Origin of the sequence: Mesorhizobium sp. M5C.F.Cr.IN.023.01.1.1 (genome assembly GCF_003997585.1) — a bacterium.
Taxonomy (GTDB): Bacteria; Pseudomonadota; Alphaproteobacteria; order Rhizobiales; family Rhizobiaceae; genus Mesorhizobium; species Mesorhizobium wenxiniae.
The window spans coordinates 1-10,648 of sequence record NZ_RZSU01000163.1; the positions used below are offsets into that span (position 1 = coordinate 1).

Genomic DNA, 10,648 nt, shown 5'->3' on the forward strand with positions numbered 1-10,648 from the left:
GAGCTCGAACAGCGGTTTGGCCTGAAGCTCGGCGAAATCCGCGTCGCCGACAGGCCTCGCGCCTGGCCGCTCGGCCTGACACTTGCCCGCGCCTTCGTCGCGCCGCGCATTGCGCTCGCCGGCGACGCCGCCCACGGCATCCACCCGATCGCCGGCCAGGGCCTCAATCTCGGCTTCAAGGATGTGGCGGCACTGGCTGAAGTGGTGGTCGAGGCCGACCGGCTCGGCCAGGATATCGGTACGCTCGACGTGCTCGAACGCTACCAGCAGTGGCGGCGCTTCGACACGCTGCAGATGGGCATCACCACCGATGTCCTGAACCGGCTGTTCTCCAACGACATCAGCCCGCTGCGCGCCGTCCGCGACATCGGCCTCGGCCTCGTCGAACGCATGCCGCGGCTGAAGGATTTCTTCATCCGCCAGGCGTCCGGTCTGTCCGGCGACACGCCGAAGCTGCTCAAGGGCGAGGCGATCTGATCGCCTCGCAATTGGCGGAAGCCTTCCCAACTTCGTCATCCTTGGGCGGAGCGACGCGAAGCGGAGCACAGACCCAAGGATCCATGCCGTGACATCAGCCGGAGAATGCGGCGGAGCAGAATTCTGCACCGTTGCAACACGTCGAAGTCACGGCATGGATCCTGGGGTCTGCGCCGCGTCGCTTCGCTCCTTGCTCCGCCCCAGGATGACGAAGCGACCGGGCGCCAGTCGCCAAGCCATGCGGTCTGCCAGAATTTCCATCTCAGGGAACTCAGTTGACCTCGAAGCCCAGCTTCTGCCGCAGCCGCAGTATCCGCTGGTCGGATATCTTCAGGGGTTGCTCGCCAGCCTGCGCCGCGCGGTTCACCATCTGCAGCAAATCGTTTCGCTCAGTCACATCCAGACGTTCGCGCAGGAACGGCGCCAGCTTGTCGATGACGATCGTGGCATCGTCGATCTGTGACGCCGCCCATTTGGCGTAGACCACGGCCTCATCGGTCTTCTTGTCGTCCGCAATCTCCGAGATCATCAACCGAATCGCGGCTTCGCGCTGCGGCAGGACAGGGCCGTTCTCGGAAACGATGGCGGTGATCAGCGTCGCGGCCGCCACGACCGGATCGTCGATCGCCGTCAGCGGTGAGAGCGCCGCCTGCTTGCGCAGTCTCTTGCGGCGAATGTTCCCTTGCACACGGCCGACGACGTCCGCGACCTCGCGCGCCGCATCGTTCATGGCCTTCATCCGATACCACCAGAACGCCGCCGCCCCCAACAGCCCAATTGCAGCAATCAGAATATGCATGCCCATGATCCCCCAACCGCAGCGACGATAGGAGAAGTGCCGGCTCGCTTCAACACGCAAAAGTTGCGCCCGCAGAAGAAACTGATTCAGCCGGACGCAAAACAGAATAATCTCTAGGACCCCGGCACGTTGTAGATCGCCCTGACCTCGATCGTGCCGATTTCGGCCAGAGGGATGCCGCCGGCAATCTCCAGCGCCTCGTCGATATCCCCGGCCTCGATCATGACGAAGCCAAGCAATTGCTCCTTGGTCTCGGCGAAAGGGCCGTCGGTGACCAGCCGCCTGCCCTTGCGCCGGCGCACGCTTTTCGCTGTCTTCACCGATTGCAGCGCCTGGGCGATGATCAGCCGGCCGCTTTGCTCCACCGATTTGTCATAGGCCAGCGAGTCGGCGTCGAGCTTGGCCAACCTCTCCGGGCTCATTGCATAAAGGTCCTTTTCCTCACCGTAGACGAGGCAAACATATTTCATCTCTCATCTTCCTTGTTTGGACGAACCGTTGGCAACCAAGGTCCCAGCCGGGCTTTTGACCGCCGCATGATCGACAACGGACACTGCAATCCCGATGATGGCGACCGCCGCAAGCAGTCGACCGAAACCGGAAGATGGACGATGCAACCAGTCGGCTTCTTGTTCAGCCGCCTTTCGGCCGGTGTCTCTCCAGTAGGCAGAAAACAAATCATTCATGTGATCCTCCATCCGGCCACGAAACCCGTGGCCGCCCGCAGGACGGCCGAGGCAGATGGAAGTCGACATTTTTGCACGCGGATTTTTTTGCGTGGCCATTGGCGCGAAAGCACGGGTAGCCTTCGTGCCCGCGCGCGCTATAGTCGATCAGACGCCGATCACGGCTCAGCCACCGCATCAAGGAGGAATTCATGGACCGCACCGCAAACGCCGTCTGGAAAGGCAATCTGAAAGAGGGCAAGGGCACGCTCGACACGCAGAGCGGGACTCTGAAAGGCACGCCTTACTCGTTCAAGATGCGCTTCGAGGACGAGAGCGGCAAATCCGGCACCAATCCGGAGGAACTGATCGCAGCGGCGCATGCCGGTTGCTTTGCCATGCAGCTTTCGCATATCCTGGCCGAGAACGGCACCCCCGCCACCGAACTCGAGGCCAAGGCCGTGGTGACGCTGGTTCCGGGCACCGGCATCACCGGCAGCGCGCTCACGCTGGTCGGCAAGGTGCCAGGTATCGATGCCGCGAAATTCCAGGAGCTGGCTGAACAGGCCAAGGCCGGGTGTCCGGTCTCGAAGGCGCTCGGCGCGATAAAAGTGTCACTCGACGCCAGGCTCGGCTGAGCGGCCGAACCTCGCGAATCGGCAGCGCAATGGACCGGCGGGGCGCTACTGTCCCTCGCCGGTCAGCGCGTTGATGCGTGCGCGCAGTTGTCCGACCTCTTCCTCGAGAGCTTGCACGCGTGCTTCGAGATCCGAGGCCGGCGAAGGTGATTGCAGGGGCGTTGCAGCCACCGCCGGCGTCTGCACCGGCCCGCTCAAGAGATGCGCATAGCGGTCCTCACGCTGGCCGGGTCCACGATCGATCTGCTGAACGAGCGGCGGCTTGCGGCCGATCAACAGGTCGAGATTGCCGCGAAGCTCGTCGATGGAGGGCAACCGCGCCATGCGCTCAGCTCGCGCCAGCAATTCATAGGCGGTCTGCGGACCGCGCAGCAACAGCAGCCCAAGCAGCGCAATCTGCGCTGAGGTCAGCGAAAAGCGCTGCGCGACGACATGCTCGTAGCGCTCGACGCGCGAAGCAAAGACCTGCCTGACCAAGCCCTTGTGCTCAAGCTGGCCAAGCGCTCGCCTTACCTCGACAAGCTCGACCGACATCACCGGCTCGCGCGCCGTCTTCTGGTTGGCGGCGGCAAGTGCCGCATTGAGCGTCAGCGGGTAGATATCGGGCGTCAGTTCCTTCTTTTCGATCAGGCAGCCGAGCACGCGCGCTTCGACGGGAGAAAGGTTGGGCAGTTCAGTGTCGGTCATAGGTCGGCTATTCTTTTTAGGCTGGATCGCGACATGCGCCGCCGAAGCTACACCCTTCTCTCCACCATCATCTTCTTGATCTCGGCGATCGCCTTGGCCGGATTGAGCCCCTTGGGGCAGGTCTGGGCGCAGTTCATGATGGTGTGGCAGCGATAGAGCCGGAACGGGTCTTCGAGGTTGTCGAGCCGTTCGCCCGTGGCCTCGTCCCGGGAATCGATCAGCCAGCGATAGGCCTGCAACAGCGTCGCCGGGCCAAGATAGCGGTCGCCGTTCCACCAATAGCTCGGGCAAGAGGTCGAGCAGCAGGCGCATAGTATGCATTCATAAAGCCCGTCGAGCTTTTCGCGCTCCTCATGGCTCTGCAGCCATTCCTCGGCCGGCTCGGGCGACACCGTCTTCAGCCATGGCTCGATCGAGGCGTGCTGGGCGTAGAAATTGGTGAGATCGGGCACCAGATCCTTGACCACCGGCATATGCGGCAGCGGATAGACCTTGATCGCGCCGGAAATGTCGTCGCAGCCCTTGGTGCAGGCGAGCGTGTTCGAGCCGTCGATATTCATGGCGCAGGAGCCGCAAATGCCTTCGCGGCAGGAGCGGCGCAAGGTCAGCGTCGGGTCGATCTTGTTCTTGATCCAGAGCAGCGCGTCGAGCACCATCGGCCCGCAATCGTCCATGTCGACGAAATAGGTGTCCATTCGCGGGTTCTCGTCATCGTCCGGCGACCAGCGGTAGATGCGGTACTCGCGCAGATTGGTCGCGCCCTCCGGTTTCGGCCAGGTTTTCCCGGCCTTGATCTTCGAGTTTTTCGGAAGCGTGAGTTCGACCATTACCTCAGGTCCTTTCGGATGACGAGCTTCAGCCCGGACCAAGTCCCGTTCACGGCGGCCATCGTCAATACACTCTCGCCTTGGGAGCGATCTTGGCCAGGTTGATGCCGCCGTCTGCTTCGCTAAGCAGCGGCTCGGTGTGCACCGGCCGGTAGCTGAGCGACACCTCGCCGTCTTCGCTGAGCCGGGCCAGCGTATGCTTACGCCAGGCCAGATCATCACGAGCCGAAAAATCTTCCCGCGCATGCGCGCCGCGGCTCTCCTTGCGAGCTTCGGCGCCATAGACTGTGGTGATGGCATTGGCCATCAGATTTTCCAGCTCCAGCGTCTCGACCAGGTCGGAATTCCAGATCATCGAGCGGTCGAACACTTTTACGTCCTTGAGCTCGCCCCAGATCTGCGAAATGCGCTTGCAGCCGCTTTCCAGCGATTCCTGCGTGCGGAACACCGCCGCATCGTCCTGCATCGCCTTCTGCATCTTTTCACGCAAAACCGCCGTCGGCGTCGAGCCGTTGGCGTGACGCAGCCGGTCGAAGCGGTCCATGGTCTTCTCGACCGAGGCTTCGTTGGGCGACGGGATCGCGGCGTTGCGGTCGATCACCTGGCCTGCCCGGATCGCCGCAGCGCGGCCGAACACCACCAGATCGATCAGCGAGTTGGAGCCCAGCCGGTTGGCGCCATGCACCGAGGCGCAGCCGGCCTCGCCGACCGCCATCAGCCCTGGCGATACCTGGTCCGGGTTCAAGGCGGTGGGGTTGAGCACCTCGCCCCAGTAATTGGTCGGCACGCCGCCCATATTGTAGTGGACCGTCGGCAGCACCGGGATCGGCTCCTTGGTCAGGTCGACGCCGGCAAAGATTTTTGCCGATTCCGAAATCCCCGGAAGTCTCTCGTGCAAAACGGCCGGATCGAGGTGGTCGAGGTGTAGAAAAATATGGTCCTTGTTCTTGCCGACGCCGCGTCCCTCGCGAATCTCCAGCGTCATGCAGCGCGAGACCACGTCGCGCGAGGCAAGGTCCTTGGCCGACGGCGCGTAGCGCTCCATGAAGCGCTCGCCTTCGGAGTTGACGAGATAGCCGCCCTCGCCGCGCGCGCCCTCGGTGATCAGGCAGCCGGCGCCGTAGATGCCGGTCGGATGGAACTGCACGAACTCCATGTCCTGCAGCGGCAGCCCGGCCCGCGCTGCCATGCCGCCGCCGTCGCCGGTGCAGGTGTGCGCCGAGGTCGCCGAGAAATAGGCGCGGCCATAACCGCCTGTCGCCAGCACCACCATTTTTGCCGAGAAGCGGTGGATGGTGCCGTCGTCGAGGTTCCAGGCGACGACGCCGGTGCAGGTGCCGTCCGGCTCCATGATCAGGTCGAGCGCGAAATACTCGATAAAGAACTGGGCGTTGTTCTTCAGCGACTGGCCGTAGAGCGTATGCAGGATGGCGTGGCCGGTGCGGTCGGCGGCGGCACACGTGCGCTGTACCGGCGGGCCGTCGCCGAAATTCATCATGTGGCCGCCGAACGGCCGCTGGTAGATCTTGCCCTCTTCGGTGCGCGAGAACGGCACGCCGTAATGCTCAAGCTCGTAGACGGCGGCAGGTGCTTCGCGCACCAGATATTCCATGGCGTCGACATCGCCGAGCCAGTCCGACCCCTTGACGGTGTCGTACATGTGCCACTGCCAGGAATCGGGGCCCATATTGGACAGCGAGGCGGCGATGCCGCCTTGAGCGGCGACCGTATGCGACCGCGTCGGGAAAACCTTGGTGATGCAGGCGGTGCGCAGGCCCTGTTCGGCCATGCCGAGCGTCGCGCGCAGGCCGGCGCCGCCTGCTCCGACGACCACCACGTCGAATTTGTGGTCGACATAGCTATAGGCGGACGCCGTGTTGGCGTATTTCGCGTCCTTGGCCAAAGCTCAGCCTCCAAATGCCAGTTTGAGCAGGGCGAAGATCGAGGCGACGCCGACCACTACGGGAAAGAATGTGTTGAGCGCGAGCAGCGCCAGCCTCATGCCCTCGCCATGTACATAGTCCTCGATGATCGCCTGCATGCCGAGCCGCATATGGTAGAGCCCGGACAAGAGCACCAGGGCCAGGACCAGCGCCACGAACGGGTTGGCAAGTGCGGCGCGCACTTCCGCATAGCCGGCGCCGTTCAACGCGATCAGGAAGCCGACGAAGAACAGGATCAGCGGGATGTTGGCAATCGCCGTCAGGCGCTGGCGCCAGAAATGCTCCGTGCCCTCGCGGGCGGAGCCGAGGCCGCGGACCTTCGCCAGCGGCGTGCGCATGTCGGTGTTGCGGTGGCTCACGATCAGGCCCCCCGCGCCATGTAGCCGGCGACCCAGATCAGCAGCGTCAGCACGATCGAGCCGGCCAGCGTCGCCCATGCGATCCTGGAGGCCGTGTCCTTTTCAAGACCTGCCCCGGTATCCCAGATCAGATGGCGCACGCCGCCCAGCATGTGGTGCATCAGCGCCCAGGTATAGAAGAACAGCACCAGCCGCCCCAGCCACGAGCCGAAGGCCCAGTTGACGGCATCGAAGGTGGATTGCGAGCTCGCCGCCGCCATCAGCCACAGCGCGACCAGCAGCGTGCCGAAATAAAGCGCCCCGCCGGTGATGCGATGGATGATCGACATCGTCATCGTGATCGGCGGTCGATAGACGGTCAGATGCGGCGAAAGCGGCCGTTCACGTCTGGCAAATTCGCGGGTGGCTGGTGATTTGCTCATGGCTCCCCCAGTTCGGCGTCTCTGGAGCCCCAGGGGAAATGCGGCGTTACCGCTTCCGGTTGCGACTTCGGACAGCCGGTTTCTAATGCGCTTTTTGCACCGCGTCAAAGCCGGAAAATCGTTTCGAAAACGTAATTTAGTCTGACAAAAGGGCGGTGTTTCGCTTCAATCGATTAGGGCGCGAACCCAAGCCGGCGCAATGTTCGCTGCAGTGCGGCATATCTGCCCGACCGAACAGCCAGGGTGGTATTGAGATTCAGGTCAGGCCGCGCCGAAAATGGTGGATGCCGAGAACCGGAGCGGAGCGTACATTTCGGTAAGTGCACCGGAATCGCAGGGGTCCACCATTTGCAGGCCGGCATCACCTGAATATCGACACACCCGGTCAGCGGGTGCAGGTCAGCGGCGTCTTCCCGCCCTTCATCACCAGCGCGTCGCGTCCGTCGATCACGATTGCGTCATGCGCCGCGCCGAAGCGGCTGCTTTGATTGGCGGGCGAGGCCGGCAGGTCCTCGCTGGCGCCGTCCGGGCCAAGCACGCGCACCGAAGTGCCGAGGTTTTCGATGGTGATCCTTGTGCCATCAGCGCAGGTGTAAGTGGCGGTGCGCGGCTGTGGTGAATCGGTCGCGGTGGCCGGCGCATTGGTCTGCGACACGCAGGCAACGGTGATCAGCAATGGAACATGGGCAAGCGTCACCCGAAACGTCCGGCTTAACGCCATATGCTGCTGCCTCCCTGCGCGTCAATCCAGCCGCGATGCTTGGCCAAAGATCACCCGCGCCGGCCGCGATGGTGCGGGCAAGCATGGCCGAAAGATGGCCGCAGCCTTCCAAGGCGCCGGATTAACCATGTTTGCCGAGATCTGGTTGCCAGCAGGCCTGGCCTCTTAACAAAGGTTAATAAAAGGTTAATTTATGATTCGAGGAAGACTCGCCTCTGACAAATGGGGGACGCCATGCGTTCGAATTCAGGCAGATCGCGCCTTACGGCGCTCATCCTGGTGGCGGTGGCCATCGGCTTCGCAGCACCGGCACTCGCCGGGACGCGCGACCGCGTCTACGCCGATTCTTTCGGCAATCTCGTCATCGAAAGCGCCGCCGGCTACAAGCGCATCCTCGTTGGCGAGGGCAGCCTGGCCAAGGAACTGTCGGACTACACCGGCGCCGGCCAGCCCAAAATCTATGAAAACGACGCGGATGACGTCAGCAGCCGCGACTGCTACAGGCCGCCGGTTTTCGTGAAGGGCCGCAGTTATATGTACGGGCTTTCCGACGGCGAGATGCCCGAACTCAGCCCCTGCCGCTGATCTTCGGCCCGGCGTTGGCAACAGCCGTCTGCCGGGCGGCGATTGACCCTATCGAGATGCGCACGCAATCGCGTCCGCTGCCCTTCGCCTGATAGAGCGCTTCGTCGGCGCGCCGCAGCAGGTCGGAAAACCCTTCGGCCGGGTGAAGCTCGGCAACGCCGAAACTGGCGGTGCAACGATGGTGCGCCGGCAGACAGTCTATCGGCAAGGCTCCGAAAGCGCTGCGCGTCCCTTCGGCGAAAAGCCGCGCGGCGGCGAGGTTGGTTCCCGGCAGGATGATGGCGAATTCCTCACCACCGATGCGACCGGCGACGTGATGATCGGCGGCCGCATCACGCAGGAATCCGGCAAAGGCTTCGATGACCCGGTCGCCGGACGCGTGGCCGAAACTGTCGTTGATGCTCTTGAAATGATCCAGGTCGGCAATGACCAGGGCGACCGGAATACCCTTGCGCACGGCGTCACGCATCGCCAGCTCGGCATGACGTTCGAAGCCGCCGCGGTTGAGCAACCTCGATAGCGTGTCCGTCTCCGACTTCGACGTCGCCTCGGCGAGCACGTCGCGGACCAGGATGACCAGAATGAGAACCGCGATTGTCATGCCGAATACCGTGCCTAGTGATTGCGACACCAGAGCGTAGTTGCTCTGCAGATAGGCCTGCGGATTGGCGCCCCAGCCGCCCAATGCATGGGCGATGAAGGGCTTGCTCACGAACTGCAGGGCGCTGGCCGCCAGAACGGCCATCAACGCATGGTCGAGCCAGTCGCGTCTTTGTCTGGACGACCAGACGATGGCGACGCCGACGAACTGCATGGCCGCATAGGGAAGCTGGTAGGCCATCATGCGGGCAAGCGACTGGCGCGGCAGGTCCTGCACGAAATACACGGCCACGGTGGCCGCAAACAGGAAAACGAGCATCGGCGCCCAGGGCGGCGCCACGCCGTATTTATGGGCAAGCCCGCCATTGAAGGCGATGGTGGCGCCCAGGAAAACGGCGAAACCCGCGACGACTGCCGGTCGCGCATTGTCGAAGATCGGAATGCTGAACTCGATGGCGAAATAGGCCATCCCGAGCAGATAACCGAAGACCAGCCAGCGCGCCGGCGCGCGCGCCGCATCGTTGAACGAGATGGTCATGAAGGCAGCCGCCAGCAAGCCGGCGACGAGCAGGTTGATTGCAAGGATGAACTCTGCGCCGCCGCCCATGTGGTTTTTCGCACTCCCTGCGCCAGCAAATCACGAACGGGCGAAAAAGACGTTAACGTGGGCCGAGAGCGGGATGATCAGCCGGCTTTGAGCGGTTCCACAACGAGCACCGTTTCCGACCGTTCATAGGCCGTTCATAGGATAGCCGCACGCTGTCGCGGCCGTTCCGTTTGGCTTTGTAAAGCGCCTCGTCGGCGCGGCGCATCAGCGGCTCCAGCCCTTCATTGCCGGTGCGGGCCGTCACGCCGAAGCTCGCGGTCACTCTTGTGCCGGACGGGAGCCCGTCGACGCTGCCAATGCTTCCGAAGCAGCCAAACACGTCGGAGCCCTCGCGGTCCAATCACCGTCCCGTTTTTTGCTTTTTCGGTCAATCAATTGCCGCGCGCGGTTCTTTTGCGACTGCCAAACCCATAGCCGATCATCAAGAGCAAAACCGTCGCCGCGGTGAAAATGCCAAGTCTGGTCCTTGCCGTTGAAAATCCCGCAAGTCTGCCGCGTGCCTCGGTCGTGAAGGACCCATGGGTCTTGTGGAGCCCTTTGACCGGGTGGAAAAGATTGTCATCGCGTGCAGATGATGCCTTGGTACGCCGGACCTGGCCCTTGTAAGCCGCACTAGCCAGATAGCGGTCCAGCAAGCCTGGGGCAAACATGTTTCCGATGATGGAAAAAAGGGTGCTGAAACCCAACCAGTATTCGCGGGCGGGATCGCGCGCGGCGCGGATGACATTCTCGGCCACGATTTCCGGCTGGAAAACGGGGGCCATGGGGCGAGGTTCACGGCCCGTATGCGTGCGCGCCCAATCGAATTGGGGCGTATCGACCGCTGGCAATTCGACTATCGTGACCCGTATAGCGCTGTGATCGTGAATGAGTTCGGTGCGAAGAGATTCGCTGAAGCCACGAAGTGCATGCTTGGCGCCGCAATACGCGGCCTGCAACGGAATGCCGCGATAGGCTAGCGCGGATCCGATTTGCAGGATCGTACCGCGGTTGCGCGGTTTCATGTGCCGCAGCGCCGCCATCGTCCCATGGACGGAACCGAGATAGGTCACCTCGGTTACGCGGCGGAATTCTTTGGGACTTATTTCCTCCACAGGTGAGAAAACAGTCGCCATCGCATTGTTGATCCAAAGCTCGATCGGCCCCAGTGTTAACTCGATCTCGTCGGCCGCCGCAACTACTTTGGCCGCGTCAGAAACATCGGCGGCTATGGCGAGTGCCTCGCCGCCCTTGCCTTCGATTTCCGCCTTCAATTGGCTGAGAGCAGGTTTGTCGCGCGCGATCAGAGCGACCTTCGCGCCCTCTCGTGCGAGGCGCA

14 protein-coding genes and 1 pseudogene are annotated in these 10,648 nt (G+C 62.9%); 3 read left to right on the top strand and 12 right to left on the bottom strand.

The window, feature by feature from the left end; translation table 11 throughout:
* A partial coding sequence (locus EOA78_RS33335; RefSeq protein ID WP_206533551.1) for an FAD-dependent monooxygenase occupies positions 1-477 on the top strand: 477 nt, incomplete at its 5' end.
* A 271-nt stretch (positions 478-748) separates the two neighbouring features.
* Here the strand turns inward: EOA78_RS33335 and EOA78_RS33345 are convergent.
* From EOA78_RS33345 to EOA78_RS33355, 3 genes are all read right to left on the bottom strand, one after another.
* Positions 749-1,276 (bottom strand): hypothetical protein, encoded by a 528-nt coding sequence (locus EOA78_RS33345; protein WP_127319782.1) that lies wholly within the window; start codon positions 1,274-1,276, stop codon positions 749-751.
* Between the two features lie 113 nt (positions 1,277-1,389).
* Positions 1,390-1,746, bottom strand: coding sequence for a YciI family protein (locus tag EOA78_RS33350; RefSeq protein ID WP_127319760.1), 357 nt, complete (start codon positions 1,744-1,746; stop codon positions 1,390-1,392).
* 3 nt (positions 1,747-1,749) lie between these two features.
* Complete coding sequence (locus EOA78_RS33355; RefSeq protein ID WP_127319762.1) at positions 1,750-1,962, bottom strand: hypothetical protein; 213 nt, start codon at positions 1,960-1,962, stop codon at positions 1,750-1,752.
* Between the two features lie 191 nt (positions 1,963-2,153).
* On the opposite strand from EOA78_RS33355, the gene EOA78_RS33360 reads away from it, so the two are divergent.
* Entirely contained in the window at positions 2,154-2,579 is a 426-nt protein-coding gene (locus EOA78_RS33360; protein WP_127319764.1) for an OsmC family protein, read from the top strand.
* 45 nt (positions 2,580-2,624) lie between these two features.
* Here the strand turns inward: EOA78_RS33360 and EOA78_RS33365 are convergent, their stop codons facing one another.
* From EOA78_RS33365 to EOA78_RS33390, 6 genes are all read right to left on the bottom strand, one after another.
* Entirely contained in the window at positions 2,625-3,266 is a 642-nt protein-coding gene (locus tag EOA78_RS33365; RefSeq protein WP_127319766.1) for a DUF480 domain-containing protein, read from the bottom strand.
* Positions 3,267-3,313: 47 nt separating this feature from the next.
* A complete protein-coding gene (locus EOA78_RS33370; protein ID WP_127319768.1) occupies positions 3,314-4,093 on the bottom strand; it encodes a succinate dehydrogenase iron-sulfur subunit in 780 nt (259 codons plus the stop codon).
* A 64-nt stretch (positions 4,094-4,157) separates the two neighbouring features.
* On the bottom strand, positions 4,158-5,996 hold the full coding sequence (gene sdhA / locus EOA78_RS33375; RefSeq protein ID WP_127319770.1) for a succinate dehydrogenase flavoprotein subunit: 1,839 nt from the start codon (positions 5,994-5,996) through the stop codon (positions 4,158-4,160).
* 3 nt (positions 5,997-5,999) lie between these two features.
* Complete coding sequence (gene sdhD, locus EOA78_RS33380; RefSeq protein WP_065007243.1) at positions 6,000-6,395, bottom strand: succinate dehydrogenase, hydrophobic membrane anchor protein; 396 nt, start codon at positions 6,393-6,395, stop codon at positions 6,000-6,002.
* A gap of 2 nt (positions 6,396-6,397) precedes the next feature.
* Entirely contained in the window at positions 6,398-6,817 is a 420-nt protein-coding gene (gene sdhC, locus EOA78_RS33385) for a succinate dehydrogenase, cytochrome b556 subunit (protein WP_127319772.1), read from the bottom strand.
* A gap of 385 nt (positions 6,818-7,202) precedes the next feature.
* Positions 7,203-7,538 carry a hypothetical protein gene (locus EOA78_RS33390; RefSeq protein WP_127319774.1) on the bottom strand — a complete coding sequence of 112 codons (336 nt, stop codon included), beginning with the start codon at positions 7,536-7,538 and terminating at the stop codon, positions 7,203-7,205.
* Between the two features lie 234 nt (positions 7,539-7,772).
* On the opposite strand from EOA78_RS33390, the gene EOA78_RS33395 reads away from it, so the two are divergent.
* Positions 7,773-8,123 (top strand): hypothetical protein, encoded by a 351-nt coding sequence (locus EOA78_RS33395; protein ID WP_127319776.1) that lies wholly within the window; start codon positions 7,773-7,775, stop codon positions 8,121-8,123.
* Here EOA78_RS33395 and EOA78_RS33400 read toward each other — a convergent pair.
* The 3 genes and pseudogenes from EOA78_RS33400 to EOA78_RS33410 form a co-directional block, all read right to left on the bottom strand.
* Positions 8,107-9,330, bottom strand: a complete 1,224-nt coding sequence (locus EOA78_RS33400; RefSeq protein WP_127319778.1) for a GGDEF domain-containing protein — start codon at positions 9,328-9,330, stop codon at positions 8,107-8,109. The genes EOA78_RS33395 and EOA78_RS33400 overlap by 17 nt on opposite strands.
* Positions 9,331-9,407: 77 nt before the next feature.
* A pseudogene (locus EOA78_RS33405) lies at positions 9,408-9,625 on the bottom strand (diguanylate cyclase); the annotation flags it as partial.
* Positions 9,626-9,701: 76 nt separating this feature from the next.
* On the bottom strand, positions 9,702-10,648 hold a 947-nt coding region (locus tag EOA78_RS33410), incomplete at its 5' end, for an SDR family oxidoreductase (protein ID WP_127319780.1).

Bases quoted from the DNA above. Each gene is read 5' to 3' on its own strand.
- EOA78_RS33345 (WP_127319782.1), bottom strand. From the start codon at position 1,276: ATGCATATTCTGATTGCTGCAATTGGGCTGTTGGGGGCGGCGGCGTTC.
- EOA78_RS33350 (WP_127319760.1), bottom strand. From the start codon at position 1,746: ATGAAATATGTTTGCCTCGTCTACGGTGAGGAAAAGGACCTTTATGCA.
- EOA78_RS33355 (WP_127319762.1), bottom strand. From the start codon at position 1,962: ATGAATGATTTGTTTTCTGCCTACTGGAGAGACACCGGCCGAAAGGCG.
- EOA78_RS33360 (WP_127319764.1), top strand. From the start codon at position 2,154: ATGGACCGCACCGCAAACGCCGTCTGGAAAGGCAATCTGAAAGAGGGC.
- EOA78_RS33365 (WP_127319766.1), bottom strand. From the start codon at position 3,266: ATGACCGACACTGAACTGCCCAACCTTTCTCCCGTCGAAGCGCGCGTG.
- EOA78_RS33370 (WP_127319768.1), bottom strand. From the start codon at position 4,093: ATGGTCGAACTCACGCTTCCGAAAAACTCGAAGATCAAGGCCGGGAAA.
- sdhC (WP_127319772.1), bottom strand. From the start codon at position 6,817: ATGAGCAAATCACCAGCCACCCGCGAATTTGCCAGACGTGAACGGCCG.
- EOA78_RS33390 (WP_127319774.1), bottom strand. From the start codon at position 7,538: ATGGCGTTAAGCCGGACGTTTCGGGTGACGCTTGCCCATGTTCCATTG.
- EOA78_RS33395 (WP_127319776.1), top strand. From the start codon at position 7,773: ATGCGTTCGAATTCAGGCAGATCGCGCCTTACGGCGCTCATCCTGGTG.
- EOA78_RS33400 (WP_127319778.1), bottom strand. From the start codon at position 9,330: ATGGGCGGCGGCGCAGAGTTCATCCTTGCAATCAACCTGCTCGTCGCC.